Origin of the sequence: Streptomyces sp. NPDC049954 (assembly GCF_040656295.1) — a bacterium.
Lineage (GTDB): Bacteria > Actinomycetota > Actinomycetes > Streptomycetales > Streptomycetaceae > Streptomyces.
The window spans coordinates 571547-597624 of the sequence record NZ_JBFALS010000002.1 but is presented as its reverse complement, the minus strand read 5'-3'; the positions used below and the strand labels follow the sequence as shown (position 1 = coordinate 597624).

The 26078-nt window shown below is 75.6% G+C and carries 24 protein-coding genes and 1 CRISPR repeat array; of the genes, 18 read left to right on the top strand and 6 right to left on the bottom strand.

Annotated features, from left to right (window positions below; translation table 11 throughout):
- Positions 1-105 precede the first annotated feature (105 nt).
- The 10 genes from AB0J21_RS06145 to AB0J21_RS06100 all read left to right on the top strand — a co-directional run bounded on the left by AB0J21_RS06145 (position 106) and on the right by AB0J21_RS06100 (position 12493).
- The gene (locus AB0J21_RS06145; RefSeq protein ID WP_363144610.1) at positions 106-1725 is read left to right on the top strand and encodes a M28 family peptidase; all 1620 of its coding nucleotides are present in this window, start codon (positions 106-108) and stop codon (positions 1723-1725) included.
- Positions 1722-2201, top strand: a complete 480-nt coding sequence (locus AB0J21_RS06140; protein ID WP_363144609.1) for an NUDIX domain-containing protein — start codon at positions 1722-1724, stop codon at positions 2199-2201. Before AB0J21_RS06145 ends, AB0J21_RS06140 begins: the two co-directional genes overlap by 4 nt.
- A 125-nt stretch (positions 2202-2326) precedes the next feature.
- The gene (locus tag AB0J21_RS06135) at positions 2327-3412 is read left to right on the top strand and encodes a Gfo/Idh/MocA family oxidoreductase (protein WP_363144608.1); all 1086 of its coding nucleotides are present in this window, start codon (positions 2327-2329) and stop codon (positions 3410-3412) included.
- On the top strand, positions 3409-5793 hold the full coding sequence (locus tag AB0J21_RS06130) for a hypothetical protein (RefSeq protein WP_363144607.1): 2385 nt from the start codon (positions 3409-3411) through the stop codon (positions 5791-5793). Before AB0J21_RS06135 ends, AB0J21_RS06130 begins: the two co-directional genes overlap by 4 nt.
- A 104-nt stretch (positions 5794-5897) precedes the next feature.
- Positions 5898-7244, top strand: a complete 1347-nt coding sequence (locus AB0J21_RS06125) for a DegT/DnrJ/EryC1/StrS family aminotransferase (RefSeq protein ID WP_363144606.1) — start codon at positions 5898-5900, stop codon at positions 7242-7244.
- Between the two features lie 53 nt (positions 7245-7297).
- On the top strand, positions 7298-7993 hold the full coding sequence (locus tag AB0J21_RS06120; protein WP_363144605.1) for a methyltransferase: 696 nt from the start codon (positions 7298-7300) through the stop codon (positions 7991-7993).
- Between the two features lie 19 nt (positions 7994-8012).
- A complete protein-coding gene (gene hisN / locus AB0J21_RS06115; RefSeq protein WP_363144604.1) occupies positions 8013-8858 on the top strand; it encodes a histidinol-phosphatase in 846 nt (281 codons plus the stop codon).
- A gap of 52 nt (positions 8859-8910) precedes the next feature.
- Positions 8911-9537, top strand: a complete 627-nt coding sequence (locus AB0J21_RS06110) for a GNAT family N-acetyltransferase (RefSeq protein ID WP_363144603.1) — start codon at positions 8911-8913, stop codon at positions 9535-9537.
- A 58-nt stretch (positions 9538-9595) separates the two neighbouring features.
- Positions 9596-10765 (top strand): methyltransferase, encoded by a 1170-nt coding sequence (locus tag AB0J21_RS06105; RefSeq protein ID WP_363144602.1) that lies wholly within the window; start codon positions 9596-9598, stop codon positions 10763-10765.
- 216 nt (positions 10766-10981) lie between these two features.
- The gene (locus tag AB0J21_RS06100; protein ID WP_363144601.1) at positions 10982-12493 is read left to right on the top strand and encodes an MFS transporter; all 1512 of its coding nucleotides are present in this window, start codon (positions 10982-10984) and stop codon (positions 12491-12493) included.
- Positions 12494-12653: 160 nt separating this feature from the next.
- A CRISPR array of direct repeats spans positions 12654-12922; the repeat unit is 25 nt; unit sequence GCATTCCCCGCGTGCGCGGGGGTGG.
- A 6-nt stretch (positions 12923-12928) separates the two neighbouring features.
- Here the strand turns inward: AB0J21_RS06100 and AB0J21_RS06095 are convergent.
- Positions 12929-13198, bottom strand: coding sequence for a GlsB/YeaQ/YmgE family stress response membrane protein (locus tag AB0J21_RS06095; RefSeq protein ID WP_363144600.1), 270 nt, complete (start codon positions 13196-13198; stop codon positions 12929-12931).
- Between the two features lie 178 nt (positions 13199-13376).
- Between AB0J21_RS06095 and AB0J21_RS06090 the strand changes: the two genes are divergently transcribed.
- The 5 genes from AB0J21_RS06090 to AB0J21_RS06070 all read left to right on the top strand — a co-directional run bounded on the left by AB0J21_RS06090 (position 13377) and on the right by AB0J21_RS06070 (position 17289).
- Positions 13377-14762 carry a diaminopimelate decarboxylase gene (locus tag AB0J21_RS06090; RefSeq protein ID WP_363144599.1) on the top strand — a complete coding sequence of 462 codons (1386 nt, stop codon included), beginning with the start codon at positions 13377-13379 and terminating at the stop codon, positions 14760-14762.
- Between the two features lie 354 nt (positions 14763-15116).
- A complete protein-coding gene (locus tag AB0J21_RS06085; protein ID WP_363144598.1) occupies positions 15117-15596 on the top strand; it encodes a hypothetical protein in 480 nt (159 codons plus the stop codon).
- A 125-nt stretch (positions 15597-15721) separates the two neighbouring features.
- Entirely contained in the window at positions 15722-16438 is a 717-nt protein-coding gene (locus tag AB0J21_RS06080; protein WP_363144717.1) for a transcriptional regulator, read from the top strand.
- A 38-nt stretch (positions 16439-16476) separates the two neighbouring features.
- Positions 16477-16908: a roadblock/LC7 domain-containing protein gene (locus AB0J21_RS06075; protein WP_363144597.1), complete on the top strand. Its 432-nt coding sequence runs from the start codon at positions 16477-16479 to the stop codon at positions 16906-16908.
- A 6-nt stretch (positions 16909-16914) separates the two neighbouring features.
- Positions 16915-17289 carry a hypothetical protein gene (locus AB0J21_RS06070; RefSeq protein WP_363144596.1) on the top strand — a complete coding sequence of 125 codons (375 nt, stop codon included), beginning with the start codon at positions 16915-16917 and terminating at the stop codon, positions 17287-17289.
- 23 nt (positions 17290-17312) lie between these two features.
- On the opposite strand, the gene AB0J21_RS06065 is transcribed toward AB0J21_RS06070, so the two are convergent.
- The 4 genes from AB0J21_RS06065 to AB0J21_RS06050 all read right to left on the bottom strand — a co-directional run bounded on the left by AB0J21_RS06065 (position 17313) and on the right by AB0J21_RS06050 (position 22468).
- Entirely contained in the window at positions 17313-17903 is a 591-nt protein-coding gene (locus AB0J21_RS06065; protein ID WP_363144595.1) for a hypothetical protein, read from the bottom strand.
- Positions 17904-18018: 115 nt separating this feature from the next.
- Positions 18019-18855 carry a MurR/RpiR family transcriptional regulator gene (locus AB0J21_RS06060; protein WP_363144594.1) on the bottom strand — a complete coding sequence of 279 codons (837 nt, stop codon included), beginning with the start codon at positions 18853-18855 and terminating at the stop codon, positions 18019-18021.
- A gap of 398 nt (positions 18856-19253) precedes the next feature.
- Positions 19254-21719 (bottom strand): FtsX-like permease family protein, encoded by a 2466-nt coding sequence (locus tag AB0J21_RS06055; protein WP_363144593.1) that lies wholly within the window; start codon positions 21717-21719, stop codon positions 19254-19256.
- Positions 21713-22468 carry an ABC transporter ATP-binding protein gene (locus AB0J21_RS06050; RefSeq protein WP_363144592.1) on the bottom strand — a complete coding sequence of 252 codons (756 nt, stop codon included), beginning with the start codon at positions 22466-22468 and terminating at the stop codon, positions 21713-21715. Before AB0J21_RS06050 ends, AB0J21_RS06055 begins: the two co-directional genes overlap by 7 nt.
- Before the next feature lie 207 nt (positions 22469-22675).
- On the opposite strand from AB0J21_RS06050, the gene AB0J21_RS06045 reads away from it, so the two are divergent.
- Both AB0J21_RS06045 and AB0J21_RS06040 read left to right on the top strand, forming a co-directional pair.
- Positions 22676-23965 carry a sensor domain-containing protein gene (locus AB0J21_RS06045; protein WP_363144591.1) on the top strand — a complete coding sequence of 430 codons (1290 nt, stop codon included), beginning with the start codon at positions 22676-22678 and terminating at the stop codon, positions 23963-23965.
- Positions 23965-24597, top strand: coding sequence for a response regulator transcription factor (locus AB0J21_RS06040; RefSeq protein WP_363144716.1), 633 nt, complete (start codon positions 23965-23967; stop codon positions 24595-24597). The genes AB0J21_RS06045 and AB0J21_RS06040 overlap by 1 nt, the downstream gene beginning before the upstream one ends.
- A gap of 15 nt (positions 24598-24612) precedes the next feature.
- On the opposite strand, the gene AB0J21_RS06035 is transcribed toward AB0J21_RS06040, so the two are convergent.
- Complete coding sequence (locus AB0J21_RS06035) at positions 24613-25407, bottom strand: hypothetical protein (protein ID WP_363144590.1); 795 nt, start codon at positions 25405-25407, stop codon at positions 24613-24615.
- A gap of 199 nt (positions 25408-25606) precedes the next feature.
- Between AB0J21_RS06035 and AB0J21_RS06030 the strand changes: the two genes are divergently transcribed.
- Positions 25607-26062, top strand: coding sequence for a hypothetical protein (locus AB0J21_RS06030; protein WP_363144589.1), 456 nt, complete (start codon positions 25607-25609; stop codon positions 26060-26062).
- The last annotated feature ends 16 nt before the right edge of the window (positions 26063-26078 follow it).

Below are 26078 nucleotides of genomic sequence, written 5' to 3'. Positions count from 1 at the left end.
CGGACCTTCCCGGCCCCGGCGGACACCAGCCGTGGCGCCCGCCCCGTCCCGCCCGCGTTCGCCCCGCCACCGTCGAGCCGACCCTCACGTACCGGGAGTCAGCCTGTGTCCCCCGCCCCGAGCCGCGCCCGTCCCCCCACCGCCGCCCGCCCCACCACCGGCCGCCGCCCTGTTCACGCGCGGTTCCGGCCGGGGTTCGCCGTCACCGTCCTGGTGCTCGCCGTGCCGGCCGCCGCCCTGAGCCCGGCACCACGCGCGGTCCCCGCCCCCGCGCAGGCCGTCACCCGCACCGCTGAGTCCCGGGCGGCCCCCGGACCCGCGTCCACGCCCGCGCCGCCCGAACTCGCCCGTGTCGAACGGCATGTCGAGGAATTCCAGCGCGTCGCGGACCGGAACGGCGGGCGCCGCGCCTCGGGAACCCCCGGATACGACGCCTCGCTGCGTTATGCGGAATCACTGCTGAAAGCAGCCGGATACCGGACGCGGCGCGAGGAATTCCCTTTTCTCTACACCGAGACGTTGAAAGAGGAACTGATTCTGGGGACCGGGCGGTCACCGGACGTGGTCGTCGCCGGGTACGCGCCCTCCACCCCCGCCGCCGGCCTGCGCGCCCGTTTCGCCGTCCTGACGGGAGGTGCGGAGCGGGCCCAGGGGTGTGCCCCGACCGCCTACGAAGGCGCGCGGGCGGCGGAGGGGTTCGCGGTCGTACGGGCGGGCGGCTGCGGTCTCGACCGTAAGGAACGGCTCGCGGCCGGGGCGGGCGCCCGGGCTCTGCTCGTCGTCAACGAGGCCCCGGGCCCGCCGCACGGCTGGCTCACGGCGGACGGCGGCGCCCGGCTCCCCGTCGGCGGGGTGAGCCCGGAGACGGGCCGCCTCCTGGCCCGGGAGGCCGCCGCCGGGAGACCGGGCCTGCTGACGCTGCGCTCGCGCACCGAGCGGCGCCGTACCGCGAACCTGCTGGCCACGGCCGGGCCCGCCGCGTCCGGCCGTACCGTCGTGGCGGGCGCCCACCTCGACTCCGTACCGGACGGGCCGGGGATCAACGACAACGGCGTCGCGGCGGCCGTCCTGCTGGAAACCGCCCTGCACGCCGCCCCCTTGACGGGTGCGGGAGGCGGCGGGGCGGGCGCGGAGCTGCGGTTCGCGTTCTGGGCGGCGGAGGAGTTCGGGCTGCTCGGCTCGCGCCACCACGTCGCCTCGCTCGGCGTCCGGGAACGGGCGCGGGTACGGGCCTACCTCAACCTGGAGATGGTCGGCAGCCCCAACTACGGGCTGTACGTGCTGGGCGCGGCGGCCACCGCGCCGGGCCCGGGGCAGACCCCGGCCCCCGGTTCGGCCGGGATCGAGCGGCGTTTCCGCGCGGCCTTCGCCGCCCTCGGCGCGCGGACCCTCCCCGCCCCGGCCGACGGGCGCTCGGACTACGTGCCCTTCGTCGCCGCAGGGATCCCCACCGGGGGCCTGTACGGGGGCTCGTTCGAGCCCAAGACCGCCGGGCAGGCCCGCCTGTGGGGCGGCCGGGCCGGGGCGCCCCACGACCCGTGCTACCACCTGCCGTGCGACCGGTCCGGGCAGTACAGCCGCCGCGCCACCCGCCTCAACAGCGCCGCGTTCTGGCGCGTCTGGTCCTCCTACGCGCTGACTCCCGCGGCGCGGTCCGCCCACCCGGGGCCGCCCTCCCCGCCGGTGCCCGCGCCCCAGGGCCCCCTGACGCGGGGCCGGTCGTGACGGCGGGGCGGCCCGTCGTCGGGGCGCTCGTGGTGGACGGCCTGGGCCGGGTCTTCGTCCAGCGGCGCTCCCCGGACCGGCGGCTGTTCCCCGGCTGCTGGGACGTGGTCGGCGGCCATGTCGAGGACGGGGAGCGCCCGCTCGCGGCGCTGCGCCGCGAGATCGAGGAGGAGACGGGGTGGCGGCTGCGGCGCGTGCTCGGCCTGCTGTCCGTGCGGGACTGGGAGGCCGACGGGCTCACGCACACCGAGCACGACTACCTGGTCGAGGTCGACGGGGACCTCGCGGCGCCCCGGCTGGAGCCCGGCAAGCACACGCGCGGCGCGTGGCTCGGGCCCGGGGACCTCGGCCTGCTCGACGAGAACCTGCGACTGAGCGGCCCCTTCGTCCCCGACCTCGTCCGCGCCGCGCACACCTGGCTCGACCGGCACCGGACGCCCGGCCCGGCCCGCACCGGGTCCGGTGCGCCGCCCTGACCCGGCCCGCCCCTGATCCGGTTCACCGGACACCTGCCCCGCCCCGCCCGTACCCGCCGTCGATCCCGTCCTGTGCACGCCGCCCGTCCCCGTCCCGTCCCCACCGTCGAAGGAAGGAGCCCTACATGCCCCCTCATGCGCCCGTGTCCGTGCCCATGTCCTTGGCCGGGCCTGTGGCCGTGCCCGTGCGGCGCCGCCGTGTCCTGCTCGTCGGCTTCGCGGGCCATCAGGGCCGCGAGTACCTGGGGCCCGTACGCGAACAGGCCGAGGTCGTCGGCGGCGTCGAAGTCCGTTCGGACGCAGTCGCGTTGGCGCAGGGCTCCGGGTTCCCCTGTTTCGGCAGCGTCGGCGAGGCGCTGCGGGAGGCCGAGTTCGACACCGCTCTCGTCACGGTCCCGCACCACGCGCACTTCGCGGTGTGCGAGGAGCTGTTGCGGCACGGCAAGCACATCGTCAAGGAGAAGCCGTTCGCGGTGACCGTCGCCGAGGCCGAGCACCTCGTCTCCCTCGCGCACGCCGTGGACCGCAGCGTCCTCACGCTGCTCCAGCGCAACTTCAACCCGGTCTTCGCCTTCGCCCGCGAGCAGCTGGACCGGATCGGTTCGCCGTACTGGTTCTCGTACGACTACCACCTGGCGCTCGGCCGGGCGACGAGCGGCTGGCGGGCCTCCCGGGACCAGGCCCTCGGCGGGGTCCTGCTCGACATGGGCTACCACCTGGTCGACGTCCTCGCGGGGCTGTTCCCGCCGCCCTCCCGGGTCGACGCGATCTTCACGCACCGCTACGAGGAGATGCGTGACCGGCGGCTGGAGGACCTGGTGTGCCTGCTGTGCGGCTTCCCCTCGGCGACGCTCGCCGGTTCGCTGCGGGTGTCCCGGCACCACTACGAGAAGACCGAGCGGCTCCTCGTGCTCGGCACGGTGGGGGCGCTGAGCGTCGAGCCGGACCGGGCGCTGCTGCACCTGCCGGGCGATCCGCCGCCCGTGCGCCACACGCGTCCCGGGACCAAGGCGGACATCGTGCGGGCGATGTTCACCGAGTACTTCGGGCGGCTCGACGACCGCGCCTACCGCTCCGCGCACCTGCGCCGTCAGCTCAGCACCGTGCGGACGATCGAGGCGGCGTACCGGGGGCGGGCCGGGGAGAGCGCGACGGCCGCGCTCCCCCGTCCCGCCCCGGCCGACCCGGTGGAGAGGAACGGCCGTCCGTGACGATCCTGCTCGCGCGCTCCCCCGCGCAGTACCTCGCCGCCGCACTGGCCCGGCCGGGCAGCGGCGGCCGGGAGGTGCCCGCGCTCGACACGGCCGGTGCGCACGTCTGGCCGAGGCGGATCGCGGCGCGCCTGGGCCACGAGCCGGCCGCCGCCGGGGCGGGGGCCGCCGAACTCGCCGAGGCGGTCGCGTTCCTGGCGCGGCACGGGCGCGCGGACCACGTGGTCGTCGCGGCCGGGCCCGAGGAGTTCGCGTACCCGGCCGCCGTGTTCGCGCTCGCCAAGGGCGCCCGGCTGGCCGTCCTGCCCGGCCCGGGGGCGGACGCGGTGTGCGCGGCGCTCGCGCGCGAGCCGGACGCGCGGTACGTGACGCTCGCGGGCCCTTCGCCACTCCTCAGTTTCCGGCTCACCACCGCCGTCCGCGCGCGCTTCCCCTCGGTGGACCTCGGGGTGCTGTGCGCGGGCACGGTCGAGGCGCTGTCCGACCTGGTGTGCAAGACCCTCGCGCACCAGGCGGCCCCGGCCGCCTCCGACGTGTTCCTCGCCCCGCTGCTCAAGGGCGCCGAGCCGCTGCGGCAGGGGCGGCTGACGGTCTACCCGCAGGACGCGGTGGACGCCGCGCTGTTCGCTGACCCGGGCCCGGAGTACGACCACGGGGGCGAGGGGGCGGGCCAGGGCGGGGGCGGGCAAGGCGCCCCGCCCGGCACCGCCGCCGTCCCCGGCACCGCCGCCGTCCCCGGCGCCGCCCTGGACCGGCCGCTGCACCGCGTGTTCAGCCTCCTCACCCACGGCAGCGAGGACTACCTGCGGCTCACGTCCGGGGATCTGCTGTGCGGACTGACCGGGGACCCCGGTCAGCGGGCCGCCGCGCGGCGGGAGTTGTCGACGGCGCCCGCGTGCCTGCGCGGCGACGGGTGCGTGTACCCGCAGGCGCGGCGCTGGGACCCGGCGAGCGTGCCCGCGCAGATCGTCTTCGTCAACGCGTGCCTCACGCTGAAACTCGGCACGCAACTCTTCGGCGGCAACGAGCGGTTCACCGTGGGCCGCCGTTTCCTCGACGCCTGGGCCGGTACGTACGTGGCGAGCCCGCTGCTCAAGGACGGCTCCCCGGCCGAGAACCTCCTGTTCCACCAGCTCCTGGACGAGGGGCTGCCGGTCGCGGCGGCCGTGCGCGTCGTCAACGACAACCTGCGGCGCTGGGGCGTCGACGCGCCCGAGATCCTGGTGATCGGCGACCCGGAGGCGGTGTACGCGAGCCCGCCGCCGACCGCCCCCGACCCTGGCGTACAGGTGCGCGGTTCGTCGGGGGGCGAGACGCGGATCGAGTTCACCGGGACGCTGCCCGCGCGGGTCCGCGTCCCGCTTCCCGGACCGGGGCCGCGCGAGGCCCACCGCGCGGGGCGGCTGCGGATCACGGCGGGGGCGCCGTTCGGCGGGCGGCTGCCGGTGTACGGGGCGCTCGGCGAGGTGGACGGCGAACTCTCCGCGTTCGTCCTCGGCTTCCGCGAGCGCCCGATCGCCCCGGACGGCCCGCCGTGCACCGTGACCGTCACCGCCCGGCCGCAGGTCACGGACGCCGAACGGATCGTGCGGGCCGTCGAGCGCTACGACAACCTCGCGAGCCTCGACATCAAGCTCGACAAGACCCGCTCGGTGCTCGCCGACGCCGCCAACAGCCTGCCCGCCGTGGCCCGCCGCACCCGCGCCCTCGCCGCCGAACTCACCCAGTCGCAGCCGCTGCACAAGGCGACCGCCCGGGTGCTCGACAACTGCGCGCGCCTGGACCGGCACCTCCTCGACACCCTGCTGCGGCTCACCGAGACCCGCGAGTACCACTTCGTGGAGGCGTACCGGCCCACGTACGCGGTGCGGCACGTCGACAGCCCCTGCGGCGCCTGCCCGTACTGCGGGGAGGCCCTGCACCGGTACCACAGCGCCCACGTCCTGCGGCCCGCGCTGCGCCGGATCCTGCTGTCCTGCCCGGTGTGCGGGGCGGTGCAGGACACCGAGGACGACTCGGTGCGGCTGCGCCTGTCCGGCGCGGGGCTCCTCATTCCGGGGCGGTCCACCGAGGTGAGCGCCGAACTCGCCAACGACGGGGCCGCGCCGCTCGACGTGCTGCTGGGCGCGCGGATCACCCGGGGGAGGCCCTACGGCTTCGGTTTCCGGCTCGAACCCGGCCGGCTGCGCGTGGCCCCCGGCACGTCCGCGACCGCCCGGCTGACGGTGACGACCCCCGGCCCGCTGCCGCCCGGCGCGGTGCGCCACGCCGTACTGCTGCGGCTGTACGCCGTCGGCATGGGCCGCATCGACTTCGCGGGCCGCGACCTGCGGTTCGGGGAGACACCGGGGACCCCGGGGGCCGGAGGTCCCGGACCGTGAGAGCCCCGGGCCCCGGGCACCGGACCGTTCGGCCCGCGAGCCCCTCCCCCGCGAACACCGCGAACACCGCGACCACCGCGACCCGTAAGGACGACGTCCCGACCATGAGCACGCGCACCGATCCCCGTACCCGTACCCACGCCGCCCCGGACGCGCTCGCCCTCCTCGGAGGCGCGCCCGCCGTCACCCGCCCGCTGCCGCACGAGGTGTGGCCGCCGCCCGCCGGGGAGGCCGAACTGGCCGAACTCGCCCGGCAGCGCGACACCGACATCTCCATCAAGGGCAGCAGCGGCCCCGTCAAGGCGCTGGAGGACGCGTTCCTCGCCTTCCTGGACCACGGCGCCCGCTGGGCCGTGACCTTCAACTCCGGTACCAGCGCGCTGCTCGCCGCCTACTTCGCGCTCGGTGTGCGCGAGGGCGTCGAGGTCGTCGGGCCCGCGCTCACCTACCACGCGGCGCTCAGCCCGGTGTTCGCGCTGCGCGGCGACGTCGTGCTCGCCGACATCGACCCGGTCACCCGCTGCCTGGACCCGTACGCCCTGGAGGCGGCGATCACCGAGCGGACGAAGGTCGTGACCCTCGTCCACCAGTGGGGCCACCCCGGGGACGTCGACGCGGTGCTCGCCCTGGCCGGGAAGTACGGGCTCAAGGTGGTCGAGGACTGCTCGCACGCGCACGGCAGCCGCTACCGGGGCCGGCCCGTCGGCACCTTCGGGGACGCCGCCGTCTTCTCCCTCCAGGCGAACAAGGCGGTGTACGCGGGCGAGGGCGGCATCCTCGTGACGAGCGACGCGGGCGTCCACGACCGGGCGACGCTGCTGGGCCACTACCGGGACCGCTCGCGCGAGGAGGTGACCGAGGCCGCGCTGCGCGCCCACTGGGTGACCGGGTTCGGGCTGAAGCTGCGCATCTCGCCGTTCAACGCGATCGTCGCCCGGCACGCGCTCGCCGCGTTCCCCGCGCGCATGGCGGACCGCCACCGCTGCCTGCGCCACCTCGGCGAACTCCTCGCAGACGTGCCGTATCTGGAGCCGGTACGCGTCGCCGGCCACGTCGACATGGGCGCCTGGTACGGCTACAAACCGCTCTACCGCCCCGAGGCGCTCGGCGGGATCGACCGCTCCGTGCTCATCGCCGCGCTGCGCGCCGAGGGCCTGGAGACCGGCGCCCCCTCCGGCCCGCGCCTGGGCACCCTCCCGCTGTACGCGGCCGCCGACAACCCGCTGTTCCCCGGCACCCCGAAACGCCCGTCGGGGCCGATGCCCGGCTCGCACGCCGAGCACGTGGAGCGGCACGCCCTGTCCCTGCCGACCTTCACCGACTGGCCCGCCGACCGGCCCCTCATCGAGGAGTACGCGGCCGGTTTCCGCAAGATCGCCCGGCACGCCGACGCCCTCGCCCGGTACGCGGCCGGCGAAGGACGGCCCGCCGCACAGCCCCAGCCCGCCTGAGCCCCACGTATCGAAGGGCGCATGGCGCTCAACGCACCACGGAAGTAGGACACATGACCGTCAAGGAATCCCCCGAGGCCGCCGCCCAGGTCCTGCGGCACGCGATGGAGGGCGAGGACCTGCCCGACTCCTTCACCCTGCTGGGCCGGGAGTGGGACCTGCACCGGGGCGTCTTCCCCGGCACCCTGACCGCCGCGACCGAGGTCATGGCCTCCGTCGTGCCGTACCCGGTCGGCGGCTCCTTCCTGGAGGTCGGCTGCGGGACGGGCGTCGTCGCCGTCACGGCGGCCCTCGCGGGCTGCGCCCACGTGACCGCGCTCGACATCAACCCGAAGGCCGTCGCCAACACCCGGGCCAACGCGCGCCGTCACGGCGTCGGGGACCGGGTACGGGTCCTGCACAGCGACCTGTACGGGGCGCTCGGCCCCGACGACCGGTTCGACGCCGTGTTCTGGAACGTGCCGTGGACGTACGTCGAGGAGGGCTTCGCGCTCAGCAGCGAGCTGCACTCCGCCGTCTTCGACCCCGGGTACGGAGGCCAGGCCCGGTTCGTGTCCGGCGCGGCGGAGCATCTCGCGCCGGGTGGCCGGCTGTTCATCGGCACCGCCGACCTCGGCGACCGCGAACGCCTCGACGCCTTCGCCGCCGAGGCCGGCTACCGCGTCGAACTCCTGCGCCGCGTACGGCGGATCGAGGTGGTCCGCGTCATGGAGTACCACCTGCTGGAGCTGCGGGCGGCCACGGCGTGAACGCGAGGAGGACACGCCCGTGACCACCGCCGCAGGCCCCTACGCCGCCGACGGGCCGTACGCCGACGGCCCCTACGCCGCCGATCTCGCGCTGGCCCTGCGGCTGGCCGGGCGGGCCGACACGCTCACCCTGTCCCGGTTCCGCGCGCGGGACCTGCGGGTGCGCGGCAAACCCGACCGCAGCCCGGTCACCGACGCGGACCTGGCCGTGGAGGACGTGCTGCGGCGCGCGCTGGCCGCCGCCCGGCCCGCCGACGCCTTCGCCGGTGAGGAGGGCGGCGGCGAGGCGGGCCCCGGGCGCACCTGGCTCGTGGACCCCGTCGACGGGACGAAGAACTTCCTGCGCGGTGTACCCGTGTGGGCCACCCTGATCGCCCTGCTGGAGGACGGCGTCCCGGTGCTCGGCGTGGTCGGCGCGCCCGCGCTGCGCCGCCGCTGGTGGGCGGTGCGCGGCGGGGGCGCCTGGCTGAGCGAGGACGGCGCCCCGCCCCGGCGGCTGGAGGTCTCCCGGGTGACGGAGCTGGCGGAGGCGTACCTGTCGACGACCCGCGTCGACACGTGGCGCGTCTTCGGCCGGGCCCGCTCCTACGCGGCGCTCGCCGCCGCCTGCTGGGAGGACCGGGGCTTCGGTGACTTCCTCCAGCACTGTCTCGTTGCGGAGGGCGTGCTCGACCTCGCCGCCGAACCCGCCGTCGCACCGTGGGACATCGCCGCCGTCCAGATCCTCGTGGAGGAGGCGGGCGGGCGCTGCACGGACCTCGACGGCGGCGACCCGCAGCACGGCACCGGCGCGGTGTCGGCCAACCCGGCCCTGCACGCCCGCGCCCTCAGCACCCTGGCCGCCGCCCACCCCCCGCACCACTGACACCACCCGGCTCACCCCCACCACGACTCACCCTCACCGCAAGGAGCACGCCATGACCGCATCGACCCCGGTCACCTCGACGCAGCCGCACGGGACGCGGGTGCGCCTCGCCCGCCCGGACGACGTACCACGCGCCGTACGCACCCTGGGCGCGGCCTTCGCCGACTACCCGGCGACCCGGCACACCGTCGACGCCAGGGACCACGCCCGGCGGGTGACCGAGGTGCAGGAACTGCTGCTGACCCGCGTGGGACTGGCGGCCGGGGAGGTGTGGGTGGCCGACGACGGGGACGCCGTCGCCGTCTGGACGACACCCCGTCGCGACCACGTCGGCGCGGTGTTCGCCGAGATCGGCCCGCGGCTCGCCGAACTGTCCGGGGACCGGATCGGCGCCCAGGCCACGATGGAGGCCGCGCTCGCCCCGCACCGGCCCACCGGACCGGTGTGGTTCCTCGCGACGGTGGGCGTCGCCGACGGCCGCAGGGGCTCCGGTCTCGGCAGCGCCGTGCTGCGCCCCGGGATCGAGGCGGCCGGGCGGGACGGCGTCCCCGCCTTCCTGGAGACCTCCGACCGCCGCAACCTGCCGTTCTACACGCGCCTCGGCTTCGGGATCACGGCCGAGGTCGACGTCCCGGACGGCGGCCCCCGCACGTGGTGCCTGACCCGGCCGCCGCGCTGACCGGCCCCGCGTCCCGCCACCCCCGCCCGTTCCCGCCCACGGAAGGACGTACGCCGCCATGACCGACCCCGGCCTCCGGCCCGCACCGTCGTCGCCCCCGTCCTCGCAGCCCGCCTCGGCCGGTCCCCCCGGGGAGGGAACGACGCACCCGGAGCGGTTCGCCGACCAGGTCCTGCTGCTGCGGCTCATCTGGGGCTACATGTCCTCGGACCTGGTGGACCTCGCGACCCGGCTGCGGGTGCCCGAACTGATCGGGGAGGACGGGGCGGGCGCGGAGGAGATCGCGCGGCAGGTGGGCGGCAGGGAGCGGGGGGAGACGGGAGGGGCCGACGGGGTGGAGGACGGCGCGCACCCGCTCTCCGTCCTCCGCTTCCTGCGGGCCCTCGCCTCGCTCGGCCTGCTGACGGAGGACGGGCCCGGCCACTTCCGGCTGACCGGCGCGGGCGCCAGACTGCGCCCCGACGCACCCGACTCCCTGTACGCCTTCGCCCGCCAGGGCACCGGGGTGTTCCGGCAGGCGTGGAGCCGGCTCGACCACAGTGTGCGCACGGGGGCGCCCGCCTTCGACGAGGTGTTCGGCACCGGTTTCTTCCCGTACCTGCGGGAGCGGCCCGGGCTGTCCGCGGCCTTCGCCGCCTCGATGCGCGAGGCGACCCGCACGCTGAGCACGGCGCTGGCCCGGGAGTACGCGTTCCCGCAGGCCGGGACCGTGGTGGACGTGGGCGGCGCGGACGGCACCCTGCTGGCCGCCGTACTCGGGGCGCGGCCCGGCGCGGACCGCCTCACCGGCGTGGTGTTCGACTCGGCGGAGGGCGCCGAGGACGCGCCCGCGACCCTGCGCGCGGCGGGGCTCGCCGGCCGGGCCCGCGTCGAGACCGGCGACTTCTTCACGGCCGTCCCCGAGGGCGGCGACCTCTACGTCCTCAAGAGCGTCCTGCACGACTGGGACGACGACAAGTGCGCCGCGATCCTGCGCGGTTGCCGGGCGGCCGTCCCGGCACGCGGGCGGCTGCTCGTGGTGGAGGTGCTGCTCCCGGGACGCGTCACACCCGGCACGGACCCGCTGGCGTACCTCAGCGATCTGTACATGCTGGTGAACATGGGCGGCCGGGAGCGCACCGAGGAGGACTTTCGCGCGCTGCTGGCCGCGACCGGATTCCGCACCCTGGGCGTGACCTCACCGCCGGCGCTCGCACCGTTCTCCCTGATCGAGGCGGAGCCGGTCTGAGCCGCGAGGAACCGGGCCGCGCACGGCCTCACCCGCCCGCTCCCGGCCGCGCCCGCCTCACCCGACAAGCAACCCTTGTCACCACAGGTCAGGTCATTGTTGGACAGTCCGCCGCGCCTCCTGGTGTGCTGGTGCACGGTGGCGGCGGGCACGCTTCAGCGCTCCCCCCGGCTCGCCGCCCCACCCTCCGTACGCGTGTGAGCCCCAGGAGACCGTATGGCCGCCGCCGCCCGTGGCCCCGCCCCCACCGTGCCGCGCCCCGAGGCGGTGGCGCCGGACCCCCGCCGGTGGTGGGGGCTCGCGGTCATCGGCCTCGCGCAACTGCTGGTCGTGCTCGACGCGACCGTCGTCAACATCGCGCTGCCCTCCGCGCAGCGCGACCTCGGCATGTCGGACACGGACCGGCAGTGGGTCGTGACCGCGTACACCCTGGCCTTCGGCGGGCTGCTGCTGCTCGGCGGGCGGATCGCCGACCTCGCGGGCCGCCGGAGGCTGCTGGCCCTCGGGCTGGCCGGGTTCGCGCTCGCCTCCGCTTGGGGCGGCCTGGCGCCGGACGCCGGATCGCTGTTCGCGGCCCGCGCGCTCCAGGGCGCCTTCGCCGCGCTGCTCGCCCCCGCCGCGCTGTCCCTGCTCACCACGCTGTTCCCCGAACCGGCCGAGCGGGCCCGGGCCTTCGGCGTGTACGGGGCGCTCAGCGGGGGCGGGGCGGCGGCCGGGCTGCTCGCGGGCGGAGTGCTCACGGAGTACCTGGACTGGCGCTGGTGCCTGTTCGTCAACGTCCCGCTCGCGGCGCTCGCCCTAGCGGGCTGCCTCCTGCTGCCGCGCGACCACCGCGCGGGACCGGCCCGCCTCGACCTGCCGGGCGCGCTGCTCGGCTGCGGCGGACTGCTCGCGCTCGTCTACGCGTTCGCCGAGGCGGAGGGCGGCTGGACCGAGCCCCCGGTCCCGCTGCTGCTGCCCGCCGGACTCGTGCTGCTGCTCGCCTTCGTCGCGGTGGAACGGCGCGGCACGCATCCGCTGCTGCCGCCCCGGCTCCTCGCCGACCGGCGGCGCGGCGGCGCGTTCCTCGCCGTGGGGCTGCCGCAGGTCGGCCTGTTCGGCCTGTTCCTCTTCCTGACGTACTACTTGCAGGAAGTGCTGGGCCTGTCCCCCGTCGTCACCGGGCTGGCGTTCCTGCCGCTGTCGGCCGCGATGGGCGTGGGCGCGACGGTCGTCGCCGGGCGAGCACTGCGCCGGGGCGTACCGGCGAGGACCCTGATCGTGGCGGCGCTGACCGTCGCCGCGTTGGGCATGGCGCTCCTGACGGGACTCGAACCGGACACCGCCCACGTCTACCTGACCCGCCTCCTGCCCGCCCAGCTCCTCATCGGTCTCGGCATCGGCTGCACGATGATGCCCGCGATGATCACCGCCTCGGAAGGCGTGGCCCCCGGGGAGGCCGGCGTGACGGCGGCGATCGTCAACAGCGCCCAGCAGGTGGGCGGTTCCCTCGGCCTGGCCCTGCTCAGCACGGTGTCCACGACGGCGGCACACACCTACCTCGTCCACCACGGGGGCTCCGGAGCCGACCGGGCGGCGGCGACCGTCCACGGCTACACGACGGCGATCACGGCGAGCACCTTCGTCCTGCTGCTCACGGCGGCCCTCGTGTGGGGGCTGCTGGGGGCGGGGCCGGTGAAGTCCCCGGCGCCGCGCCCGTCGCCGGGGGCTCCACCACCGGTGCGCTGAAGGCCGCGAGTGAGTGACGGACTCCGTCGTCCACGCCGTCTCGGCCACGAGCGGGAGCGGGGAGCAGGGGCAGAACCTCACGCCCCGCTGACGGCCGCACCGCACCCGTCAAGTGGCTGAAATCCGGGTGCGGCGCCGGTAGCGTTGCTGGTCAGGAAGGGCATTCCCCGCGTGCGCGGGGGTGGTCCCGCGGCGCACCTGCACCTGTCCCAGTTCCGGAAGCATTCCCCGCGTGCGCGGGGGTGGTCCCGACCAGACGGAGTCGAGCGTCCTGCGCCACATGCATTCCCCGCGTGCGCGGGGGTGGCCCCTTCGCCAGCATCGCCCCGTGCTCCTGGCTTCCGCATTCCCCGCGTGCGCGGGGATGGCCCCAACCCGCGGACGGTCGCGGAGGCCATCGCCTGGTCTTCCCCGCGAACGCGGGGCCCGCTCCCCTCACCGCCCCGGGCGGCTCTTCGCGCGGTCGAGGGCGGCGACGCCGATGGCCGCGAGGACGGTCTGGATGGCGAGTTCGACCCAGTCGATGCCGTCGGTGTCCGCCACGTCGAAACCGGCGGCGATCGCCGTGCCGATGAAGGCGGCGACGATGCCGACCGCGATCGTCCACAGGACGCCGATCCGCTGACGGCCCGGGACGACCAGGCGGCCCAGGACGCCGATCACGATGCCGATGACGATCGCGCTGATGATTCCCGATATTTCCATGGCCGCACAGCCCCTCTCCCGATGGCGCGGCCGTGCTCCACGGCCGCTTCTACAGCTCTGTAGATTCATGCTGCCCGGGATCGCGCCGCGCAGTCCCCCGGATACTCCCCCGGTGCCGTCCCCGGGGACGTCCGCGTCCCTCCCGGCCCGGGCGCCCCTCGGGTGGTTTGCTGAGCGGATGACCGAGCGTACGGAAACCGGGGCCGAGGACGAAGCCGTCACCGAGGCCGCCGCCGAGGCCGTCGCGCGGCGGGACCTCGCCGTGCGGGCCGCCGTCGTGCAGGGGATCGTGGGCGAGCGCAAACCGCTCGCCGGGCTGCTCGACGTGACCGGCATCCGGCGCGCCACCCGCGCGCTCCAGTCCGCGTTCGCCGCCGTCGTACCGGACCCGGCCCTCGTCCAGCACACCTTCGCCGTCAAGGCCACGCCCCTCGTGCCCGTGCTGCGGCTCCTGTACGAGGACAAGATCGGCGCCGAGGTCGCGAGCGCCGGGGAACTCGCCCTGGCGCGGGCCGCCGGGGTGCGGCCCGCCCAGATCGTGCTGGACTCGCCCGCGAAGACGGTGCCGGAACTGCGCGAGGCGCTGGACGCCGGCGTCATGGTCAACGCGGACAACGCGCTGGAGCTGGAGCGGATCGACGCCCTGCGCGCCGAACTGCCCGACTCCGCTTCGACGTTCGGCCTCCGCGTCAATCCGCAGACCGGGACCGGCACCATCGCGGCCACCTCCACCGCCGGGGCCACCTCCAAGTTCGGGGTGCCGCTGCGCGACGAGGGCGCGCGGGAGGCGGTGCTCGCGGCCTTCGCGCAGCGGCCCTGGCTGACCCGGCTGCACGCCCACTCCGGTTCGCAGGGACTGGAGTTGGCGGCGCTCGCCGAAGGGGTGCGGGTCGTGCACGAACTCGCCGAGGAGATCAACGCGGCGGCCGGACGGCCCCAGGTGGACACCGTCGACATCGGCGGCGGGCTGCCCGTCGACTTCACCTCCGACCGGGCCCTGCCGAGCCACGCCCAGTACGCCGCGCTGCTGAAGGAGACCGTGCCCGGGCTGTTCGAGGGGCGGTACACGGTGATCACCGAGTTCGGCCGCTCGCTGCTGGCCAAGCACGGGCTGGCCCTGGCCCGCGTCGAGTACACCAAGACCTCCGGCGGCCGGTCCGTCGCGCTCACCCACGCCGGGGTGCAGATCGCCGTCCGCACCGTGTACGCGCCCGGCTCCTGGCCGCTGCGGATCGCGGCGTACGACGCGCAGGGCCGGCCGAAGGAGGGCGAGGAGCGGGAGCAGGATATCGCGGGGCCCGCGTGCTTCGCCGGGGACCTGCTCGCCGAGCGGCGCGCGCTGCCGCCACTGGAGCCGGGCGACTGGGTCGCGGTACTCGACACGGGGGCGTACGGGTTCGCGCACCACTACTCGTACAACAGCCTCACCCGGCCCGGCGTCCACGGGTTCGCGGCCGGTCCCGAGGGGGTGCGGTTCGCGACGGTACGGGCCGCGCAGACGCTCGCCGAGATCGTCGCCGAGTCCGGGGGCGAACACACCCGGGCGCTCACGGACGACCTGTGATCCCCCCGGCCGTCCACCGCCTCGGAGTCCCCCGCGTCGACGCCCTTCGCGCCCGCGTCGGGACACGGCTGTTTCCCGCCGGAGCGGCCTGAACCTACCCCAGCACGGGGGACCTTGTCCCGTCTCTCCGGAAAAGCACCCAAGGATCCCCTCCCGGCACCCACTCTCACCTTCACGGCGACTCCCACCGCCGCACTTCCGGACGCATCGGAACATTCGGCGCGTTCGGGACGGGATGGTAACCCCGGCCCGCATGTTCCGCTGGAAAATGCCAGAACTCCTGTCGCGGGTGCGGGCGTTGCGTAATCTCACCCTCACAACCCGTACGCCACACCGGGGAAGGGGTAGTTCCGCGTGCCCGGAATCGACGAGTGCCTGCTCGACGCCATGAGGCTGCCCGGTGCCCGGGGGGCCTCCGTCGTGGACTGGATCAGCGGGCTCGCCCTCGGCACGATCGGCGACTCCCCGAACGGGGACCACGAGGCCACCGCGGCCGAGTCCGCGGAACTGGCCCGGATGGCCGCCGAGCACCGGGCGTTCGCGGCGAGCACGGAGGTGCCGACGTCCCCGGCCCCCGGCTCCGGCCCCCGCCCCGGCGGTACGTCCTTGGGCGGCCCGGCAGCAGGAGGCCCGGCCTCTGATGGTGCGACCGATTCGCTCCCGCCGGTCGAGGACGTCATCGTCACCAACCGCGACAGCTACCACGTGGTGCGTTTCGTGCGGACCACCTTCGACAGCAGTGTCTTCCTCCACCTGTGGCTCGACCGCGCCGAGGGCAACCTCGCCCTCGCCCGTATCCGTCTGGGCGAGATAGCCGAACGGCTGGTGCTGTGACCATGAGCGCGACCCGGACGACGCCGCCCGCCTCCCCAGGCTCCCCGCCTTCCGCGGACTCCCCCGCCTCCCCCGTCTCCCCGCTGCTGCGCCGGCTGGCCGCCGAGCGCGCGACGGGCGCCCTGATGCGCGACCGGGGCACCCTCTACCTGGCCGACGGCCGGGTCGTGCACGCCGAGGCACCCGACGCGCCGACCCTCGACGTGCTCCTCACCACGGGCGGTCCGCTGGCGGCCGAGGGGTGGTGGGCGGCGGTCGCCGAGGCGGGCGCGGACAGCAGCGTCGCCCGCCGGCTCGTCGACTCCGGCCGGGTCCCCGGCGGCACCCTGGAGCTGTGCCACCTCGGCGCGCTGTACGACGCCGCGTTCTTCGCCCTGGGCCCGTCCAGCTCCCCGACCCGCTTCCGGTACGGCGTCTCGCACTGGCTGGGCGACCTGCACCCGGTGGAGGCGCGGGCCCTGGAGCGCGAGACGGTGCGCCGCCGTGAACTGCTCGACCGGATCTGGCCCGAGGACGACGTGGACACCGCGCCGCTCAGACGCCTCGGCCCCCCGGCGGGAGCGGACGCCCCGCCGGTCTCCGCGCGCCAGCAGCCCGTACTCGACCTCGTGGACGGGGCCCGCGGCGCCCCGGAGATCGCCCGGCTGCTGGGGCGCCCCGCCTTCCACACGCTCGTGGACCTGCGCAGGCTCGCCGCCGCGGGCGTCGTCGCCGCCGTCCGCGCCCCCGACCACGCGGGTCAGCTCGCCTCCTGCGTACGGGAGTTGCTGCCGGCCGTCACACCCGATCCGGACGTCGCCCTGTTGCGCCGGCTGCGTGACGCACTGGAGGCGACTCTGTGATCCGGGGCCTGCGACAGCGCGCCGAAAGGAGACAACTGATGTCGGCGGAGGCCGAAGTCCTCGACGAACTGCACCGGCTGCGGGCGCGCGTACCGCAGTTGACCGGGGCGCTCGCCGCGAGCATCGACGGGCTCGTCCTCGCCCAGGACACCCCCGGTGTGGAGGCCGAGGGCGTCGCGGCGCTCACCGCCGCCTCGCTCGGGGTGTCCCTGCGGATGGCGGAGGTCACCGGCCGGGGCGAGTTCAGGGAACTGCTGGTGCGGGGCGAGCGGGGCTACGTCGCGACGTACGCGGCGGGCGGCTGTGCCGTCCTCACCCTGCTGGCCGGCGAACGTGTCAACGTCGGCCGGCTGCACCTGGAGGGACGGCGCTCCGGGGCACGCATCGGCGAACTGGTCGACGGCGCACTGGAGCGTGTCGACCAACGGGAAACGGCACGGTCACCTCGGCCGGCCACAGAAAGGACGTAGCGACTCATGGCCAACACCGAAGCCTCTCTGAAGGAAGCGATGACCTCGATCGAGGGGACCCTCGGGGTCGCCCTCGTCGACTACACGAGCGGAATGGCGCTCGGCACGCTGGGCGGCGGCAAGGACTTCAACCTGGAGGTCGCCGCCGCCGGGAACACCGACGTGGTCCGCGCCAAGCTGCGCACCATGGAGCACCTCGGCCTCCAGGACGACATCGAGGACATCCTCATCACCCTCGGTACGCAGTACCACCTGATCCGGCTGCTCAAGGCGAAGGGCGGCAACGGCCTGTTCCTGTACCTGGTCCTCGACAACCAGCGGGCGAACCTCGCGATGGCCCGCCACCAGCTCAAGAAGATCGAGAACGAGCTGGAGGTGTAGGGCCCCGGGCCGACGGCCCCATGTCAGCGGCGCCGTGCCCCGCCGGGCGCGGCGTCGCCCGCTCTCGGGCCGGTGGTCCGGTAGCCCTTGACGCGCTTGCCGGCCGGGTTGCCGAAGCGGGGGCCGAGCCAGTCCACGCGCAGCCACACCAGGACGTCGGCGGCGCGTTCGCGGCGGCCGATCCAGTGGGCCTTGAGCCACAGTCCGCTCCCGCAGCCGGCGAGCAGCAGGCCGCCCGCGGCGGGGGCGGCGAAGGCGCTGCCGAGCGCGGCGAGGAAGGCGAGCACGAGCCACCAGCGGTGCCCGCGCCGCCAGCCGCGCACCGTCACGGCCCGGTCCTGGAGGATGTCCCCGCGCGCGGCCTTCGTCGCGGTGTCCAGGCGGTGCGTGTAGCGGGAGCGGTGGACGGTCGCGACGACGAGGGCCGCGAGGACGTACAGCACGACGCCGCCGAGCAGGCCGATGCGGCGCCCGGTGAGCCCGCCGACCGCGAGCCCCGCCGCCGCCGCGAGAACACCGCACCAGAACAGGGGCGCCGCCCCCGCCCGTACGACGACCGCGACCCGCGCGAGCCCCTGACCACCTCGTACGCCGTTCCGTGCGCCACCCGCCATCGACCTGCTCCTCCCGTTCCCCGGTGTCCCGTCGTCACCGTCCGCCGCGCGGTGAGCGGGAGGCTAGCGGCGCTTGATGAGGAGACCGTGAGAAGCCGGGGCGCGGCCCCTGGGATCAGTCCACGAAGAGGCCGCGGGCGGCCGCCTTGCCGTCGAACTCCTCCAGCCGGGCCTGCGCGTCGGGCAGGTGGTCGCACATCGCCTCCAGCAGGACCCGGCCGAGCAGCATCGGGCCGCAGGCCGTGTCGAAGGCGAGGCCGGTGCCGACGGCGGCGGGCAGCAGGAGATCGGTGTGGGCGGCGACCGGGGCGAAGGCCGAGTCGGCGACCGTCACGACGGTCAGCCCGCGTGCCCGCGCGTGCGCGAGGGCGTCCACGACCTCGCGCGGGTGGCGCGGCAGCGCGAAGCACAGCAGGGCGCTCGCCCCGGCCCGTACCGCCCCGTCGATCCTGTCCTCCAGCATCGTGCCGCCCTCGTCGAGCAGCCGGACGTCGGGGTGCACCTTGGCCGCGAAGTACGAGAAGCCGAAGGCCTGGGAGGCGGCGGCGCGCAGGCCGAGCACGGGCAGCGGACGGGAGGCGGCGAGCAGCGCGGCGGCGCGTTCGACCGGTTCGGGGTCGGCGAGGACCTCGGCGAGCCGGCGCAGGTTCTCGATCTCCCCGGCCACGGCCTGCTGGTACTCGTTCGGCTCGCTGTCGGCCGTGCCCGTCGCGGGCGGGACGGTCTCGCGCAGGTGACGGCGCAGGGCGGGGTAGCCGTCGAAGCCGAGGGCGACGGCGAAACGGGTCACCGAGGGCTGGCTGACCCCGGCCAGTTCCGCGAGTTCGACGCTGGACAGGAACGGGACCTCGTCCGCCGCCCGCACCATGCAGTGCGCGATCCGCCGCTGGGTCGGGGTGAGCCGCCGGCCCTCGAACAGGACCTGGAGCCGGGCTGCGGGGCTGTCGCTCATGCCATTCAGTTAAGCAGAGTCCTGCATGGATGTATGCGGAACCGGAGAGGAACGGGAGGGGGCGCGGAAAATCCCTGAGGCCGAGGGGATTGGACGGGTCCGGAAGCGGGCAGGGGTCGGAGCGGCAAAGAATTACCAACCGGCACAAATCCCGCACTCTCGACCAGTACGGGCTGACGGAAGGAGACCGCATGTCCTCGAAGCGACGCCGCAAGAAGAAGGCGCGCCGCAAGAACGCGGCCAACCACGGACGCCGGCCCCAGAGCTGAGCGAAGGGCCCCGGGCGGGCCCGTTCGGGAGAGGGGCGGTGCGGGATCCCTCCCGCACCGCCCCTCTCGCGTACGCGTCACCGGGCCCTGTCGCGTACGCGTTACCGGGCGGGCACCGCGAGGAGCCGGTCACCGGGAGGAGCCGGCCCTCACCCCGCGAAGGGCGAGCGCGGCGGGGAGCACACTCGCGGTCACGGCGAGCAGCGCGCACGCGCCGGCCGTCGTGGCGAGCGCCGCCCACGGGAGGGTGAGGGCGACGGGCGCCGACTGGAGCGCCAGCGCGCCCCACAGCCCGGCGAGGCCCAGTACCGCGGTGAGCGCGCCGAGCACGGCGCCGACGGCGACGACCGCGAGGGCCTCGGCGGCCACGATCCGCAGGATCTGCCCGGGGGTCGCTCCCGACAGGCGCAGCACGGCGAGTTCGCGGAGCCGGTCGGTGGTCGCCATGACCGTCGTGGCGACCAGGGCGATGCCGGTGTAGAGCAGCGCGATACCGAGGACGAGGTACAGGCCGGTCCGGGTCGTGCGCCTGCTGTCCGGTGAACTCGCCCGCACCCACTGTTCCTTGGTGAGCACGCGCCCGCCCGCCGCCCGCGCCGCGCGGCCGAGTCCAGCCGTGACGGCGGCGCGGTCGGCGCCCTTCGTGAGGGTGATCTCGGCGCGGTCGACGTGCGCGCCGGGGGCGTTGCGCGGGGTGACGTAGGCGCCGTTGTCGCCGGTGCCGGTGGTCATGACGGCGGCGACGCGCAGCGTCCTGCGGGTCCCGTCGCCGAGCCACACCCGTACCCGCTGTCCGACGGTGTGCCGTCGCCACTCCTCGTTGACGACGATCGAGTCGTCGTCGAGGTCCTCGGCCCGTCCGGCGGCGAGCGGCAGCCGGGCGGTGGCGGCGAGCGGCCCGGGGGTGGCTGCCCGGGCCCCGGACTTCACGAGGGCGACGCCGTCCTCCAGGGCGTACACGGCGGTCGTCGCGCTCGCGGACACGCGGGCCACCCCCGTGACGGCGCGCAGTGTGCGGGCGACGTCCGCTTCGAGAGCCGCGCCGGGTGCTGCCGGTACGACGACGAGTGCGGCGCCGGTCCGGGCGCGGATCTCCTCGGTGCGGGCCGAGGCGAGCGTCGCGGTGGCGCCGAGGAGGGAGCCGGCGAGGGCGACGGTGACGAGGACGGGGGCGGCGGTCGCGGCGGTCCGCCGTACCGCTGCGGCGGCGCTCTCGCGCACCAGCACGCCGGTCGCCCCGGGGAGCCGGGACGGGAGCCAGGTGAGCAGCCGGGTCGCGGGGCGGACCAGGGCGGGGGTGAGCAGGGCGGCCGCGCAGATCAGCGGCATCGGCCGGGTCACGTACGACTTGCGGTGCAGCAGGCCGCCCGGGTCGTCCACGAGGGCGAGGGCGAGCAGAGTGCCGGCGGTCAGCAGGAGGGCGGCGCCGCACAGCAGCCGCCCCCGGGTCAGCGGGCTGCCCCGGTCGGCGGACGCCTCGCGCAGCACCTGCACGGGACCGGTGCGTCCGGCGCGCCACGAGGCGGCGAGCGCCCCGCACAGTGCGACGAGCAGGCCCGTCCAGAACGCCACGTGGCCGGGCCAGGCGTGGGGGTGCGTCGTGAACCAGCGGGGGGCGAGCCCGAGGGCGACGACGCGGGCGGTGAGCGGGGCCGCCCCGTACGCGCCGAGGACGCAGCCCGCGGCGGAGGCGAGGACCCCGACGAGGGCGGCCTCGGTGAGGACGAGGCGCCGTACCTGTCCCGGGGTGGCCCCGGCGGTGCGCAGCAGCCCGAACTCGCGGCGCCGCTGGGCGACGGTGAACGCGAAGGCCGAGGCGACGACGAACACCGACACGAAGGCGGTGACGCCGCCCGCGGTGCCGAACAGGGCAGTGAGCGCCGTCAGTTGCTCGGCCTCGCGGTCCGGGTCGGCATCGGCGAGACGGCGCGCGTTCCCGGTCAGGACGTGGACACCTACCGCGCCGGGAACGGAGCGCACCGCCGCGCGGACCGCCGAAGGGGCCGCGTCCACGACGAGTTGCGTGCTGGACGGGGCGAGGGCGGCTGCCTGCCGGTCGGTGAAGAACACGGCGTGTTCGAAGGGGTGCGCGGCGACGGTGCCGACGACGCGGACGGCGCCGTGCCCGGTGCGCAGCCGGGTCCCGGCGGGGGCCCAGTCGCCGCTGACGACGACCTCGTACGCGGTTTCCGGGGAGTGGCCGCTCGTCAGGGTGTACGGCGCGAAGCGGGCGGTGGACCAGGGGTGGCCGACGAGGTCGCCGGGCCCGCCGTCCGCCCGTACGGGGAAGGCCCGGTCCTCGGTGACGGTGCCGAGTGCGCGCAGCTTCGCGAGGGCGGCGGCGGGCACCGGGCGGGGGTGCGCGAGGCGCTGTTCCCGGTCGCCGATCGGGGTGCGCACCCGCAGGGTGTCGGCGCCCCGCACGAGGACCGGTGCGGCGGCGAACCGTTCGGGCCCCCGTGGCGGGGCGTCGAGCGAGGAGGCGAGGGCCAGTCCGGTGATGTGGAGCAGGGCGACGCCCAGGGCGAGCGCGACGAAGCTTCCGGCGAAGGAGACCCGGCGGGCGCGCAGAGTGTGCAGGGCGAGGTTCAGCACGGCGCGGCCTCCAGGCCGGTCATGCGGGCGGCGATGCGGTCGGCGCTCGCGGCGGTCAGTTCCTCGTGGACGCGGCCGTCGACGAGGAGGACGACGCGGTCGGCGTACGAGGCGGCCACCGGGTCGTGCGTGACCATGACGACGGTGGTGCCCTCGTGGTCGGTCATGTCCCGCAGCAGGGTGAGCACTTCGCGTGCGGTGCGGGTGTCGAGCGCCCCGGTCGGTTCGTCGGCGAAGAGGACCTCGGGGCGGGTGACGAGGGCGCGGGCGAGCGCGACACGCTGCTGCTGACCGCCGGACAACTGGCCGGGGCGGTGCCGGGCACGGCCGGCGAGCCCGACCCGGTCGAGCACCTCGCGGACCCGGGCCCGGGACGGCCGTCGTCCCGCGAGCCGCAGCGGCAGGCCGACGTTCTGCTCGGCGCTCAGTGCGGGCAGCAGGTTGAAGGACTGGAAGACGAAGCCGACGCGGTCCCGCCGCAGCCGGGTCAGCGCCCCTTCGCCGAGCCGGGTCAGCTCGGTGTCGCCGAGGGTCACGGAGCCCGAGGTGGGGCGGTCGAGTCCGGCGGCGCACTGGAGCAGCGTCGACTTCCCCGAGCCGGAGGGCCCCATGACGGCGGTGAAGCTGCCGCCCGGGAAGCCGAGCGACACCTCGTCCAGCGCTATGAAGGCGGTGTCCGGGGCTCCGCGCCGTGTGCTGACGCGGTACTCCTTGCTGACCTGGTGCAGTCGGACGGCGTCGACGGCCATGCGGGTCCCACCCGTTCGGTGTCGGGGCGGCCACTTCCGGGCGGGCCGCCGAGGTGCTCCAGACAACCGGCCGGGGGTGGCCGGGCGCACGGCGCCAGGACCGAGTTCCGGGGTAGGGCCAGGCATACCCCTGACCGGCCCACTGGGCCGATGGCGGCGAGCAGTTGACCGCTTCTACGGTGGCCGCATGACTCCTACGGTGACCGTATGACCGCCCGGAACGTGTGGCAGGCCCTGGCGCGGCCCGGTTACCTGCGCTCGTGGTGGCCGTGGCGGGCGGTCTGCCACCTGGCCGGGGGCGCCCTCGCCGGAGCGCTGTGCCTCGTCGTACTCCTCGTGACGGCGGCGGCCGGCCTGGCGCTCACGCCGGTCCTGGTGGGGCTGCCGCTGCTGCTCGCCCTGGCCCTCGCCGGGCTGCCGGTGGCGTGGCTGGAGCGGCACCGGCTGCGCCTGGTGGCGCCGGGTCTGCTGCCCGGACAGCACGTGGTGCCCGCGACGGGCGGGCTACGGGTATGGCTGCGGACCCGGCTGACGGAGCGGGCGACGTGGCGCGAACTCGGGTACACGGTGCTGTTCGCGCTGGTGCTGTGGCCGCTCGACGCGCTCGTCCTCACTCTCACGCTGCTGCTCCCGCTGTCGCTGCTCGCGGCCCCCCTGCTGTTCGCCACGGTCGGCGGCGGCCGGGAGACGAAGGTGCTCAAGCAGTGGACGCTCACCACGTGGCCCGCGGCGGGCGGGGTGGCGGTGCTCGGTCTTCTCCTGCTGGCCGCGGGCGGCTACGCGCTGGGCGCGGCGGCCGGGGCGCGGGCGGGCCTGACCCGCGCCCTGATCGCCCCGCGCGAGGCGGACCTCGGCGTACGGGTCGTCGAACTGGCCCGCTCCCGACTGCGGCTGGTCGACGCCTTCGAGGCGGAACGGCGGCGCATCGAACGCGATCTGCACGACGGCGCCCAGCAACGCCTGGTCGCCCTGACGATGACGCTCGGACTGGCCCGGCTCGACGCGCCGCCCGGACCGCTCGCGGAGCAGCTCGCCCAAGCCCACGAGGAGGCGGGCCACGCCCTCGCGGAACTGCGGGAACTCGTCCACGGCATCCATCCGAAGGTCCTCACGGACTACGGGCTCGCGGCGGCCGTCGCCGACGCCGCCGACCGCTCCCCCGTCCCCGTGGACGTCGAACTGGACCTGGCGGGGAGGCTGCCGCAGACCGTGGAGAGCGCCGCGTACTTCGTGGTCGGCGAGGCCCTCACCAACGTCGCCAGGCACAGCGGCGCGCACCGGGCCCAGGTCAGCGGCGGGCATGCGGCAGGCCGGCTGTGGATCGAGGTACGGGACGAGGGGCGGGGCGGCGCGCGGGCCGGGGCGGGCAGCGGACTGACCGGGCTCGGGGACCGCGTGGCGGCCCTCGATGGCAGACTCTCGCTGTCCAGCCCGCCGGGCGGACCGACCCTGCTGCGAGTGGAGTTCCCTTGCGAGTCGACCGTTCCCTGCGCGTAGTGCTCGCCGAGGACAGCGTGCTGCTGCGCGAGGGGCTCGTAAGTCTGCTCGCGCGCTGCGGCCACGAGGTGGTCGCCGCCGTCGGGGACGCGCCCGCGCTCCTGACCGCCGTCGAGGAGCACGCCCCCGACATCGTCGTGACCGACGTGCGGATGCCCCCGGACTTCCAGGACGAGGGCCTGCGCGCGGCGGTACGGCTGCGCGAGCACCGCCCCGGGCTGCCGGTCCTCGTCCTGAGCCAGTACGTGCAGCGCGCCTACGCCGGCGAACTGCTGGACTCCGGGGACGGCACCGGCGTCGGCTATCTCCTGAAGGACCGGGTCGGCCGGATCGAGGAGTTCGTGGACGCGCTCGGCTCCGTCGCGGACGGCGGCACCGTCGTCGACCAGGAGGTGGTACGGCAGCTGCTGCGCCGCCGCCGTGATCCGCTGGAACGGCTCAGTCCGCGCGAACGGCAGGTGCTGGCGCTGGTCGCCGAGGGCAGGTCGAACGGGGCCGTCGCCCGCGAACTCGTCGTGTCCGAGGCGGCCGTGGGCAAGCACATCGGCAACATCCTCACCAAACTGGACCTCCCCCCGGCCGCCGCGACCCACCGCCGCGTCCTCGCGGTCCTCGCCTACCTGCGCGCCTGACCGGTCGGGGGACGGTCACGGGCGCGGCGGGTTGACGGTGTCGGCGTCCAGGGTGGTGAGGTCCCCCGGCGAGGCGGGCCAGGCCTCCAGGCGCTCGTGTCCCAGCAGGGCCCGGGCCAGTCGCGCGGAGCCGCCCACGTACGTCGAGCTGAAGTCGATCTCGGAGGCCACGCACCACGCGCGGTCGGCGGGCCACCACAGGTTCGGGCCGCGACGGAACAGGCCGCCCCCGGTGGCGAGCCGGCTCGCTCGCTCGGCCTCCGTGACGGGTCCACGGAGGAACAGGTAGTCGCGGCCGGGTGTCGCGAGGGCGGGGAGCGCGGCGAACCGCCGGTTCCGCTCGCGCTCCTCGCGCCGGCGCCGGGCCACCCACAGGCGCGCACGGAGACCGGTGCGGTCCGTGAGATACGCCGTCCGCCCGCCGAAGTACCCGTCCCACACGCCGAACAGACAGTCCTCCGGGGTCGCGGTGTGCGCGGCGAGCACGGGAACGAGCGCGGCCAGGGTGCGCGCGTCCAACTCACCTTCCGGCGGGTCGTGTTCGCCCCGGTCGAGTGCGATCCGCTCCCACTGCGCGAGGGGGTGCGCGACCGTGCTGTTACGGACGGCGGCGGCCGCCCACGTCCCGTCTGCGTCTCCCCCGTCCCCTTCCGGGCCCTCGTCCACCGGGTGCGGGAGCCGCACGTACGCCTCGTAGCCGCCCGGCAGCACGCCACCGGCCACGGTGTCGCCGCCCTCGGCGAGCGCGTCCGCGACCCAGGCACAGGGCGTCAGGTCAGTGACGGGTGCGAGGCCGGGGGGCAGGGCCACGGTGGACTCCGGGACGGTCGTCGGGGCGGCGGGAACGGCTGCCCGGGCAGCGGGAGAGGGAGAACGTCCCGCCGACTGTAAGGCGGCGCCGTGCCGCGTCCCCTAAGGGACACGGCCGTCGGACCCTGAGAGAAGCGGGGGTTCGAAAGGGGGGTTAGCCCCCGTGTGCGAAAAAGCCCCGCTGCGTAGCGTTTCTGGCATGGAAGCCCATGACCAGGAGCTCAAGAAAGAGCTGAACGCGACTCTCCAGGCGCGCCGCGAGCTGGGCGAGGACTACGACTCCGCGCTCGTGGAATCGTTCCTGGAGAAGGTGGACCAGCGGATCGACGGGACCGTCGACCGGCGGGTGCGCAGGCAGCTGGCCGAACAGCAGATGGTCGTCGCGCGGGGCAGCACGCCCCGGCCGACGGGCCTGCCGGCGGGTGGCTGGTTCCACCGCTACGGTTTCGGCGCCGCCTCGCTCGTCCTGGCGATCCCGCTGTCCGCGATCGGTGCGGGCACCGCACACCTGCCGGGCCTGATCGTGGCCTGGGGCGGGATCGTCGGGGTCAATCTCGCGCACGCGGCGCACAACGCGCCGTGGTCCAGGCGCTCCGGCCGCGCGGGAAGCGAGCGATCCGGACGAACGGGGCAGGACTCCCCCTGGGAGGAATGAGAAAGCCGGGAGGCGG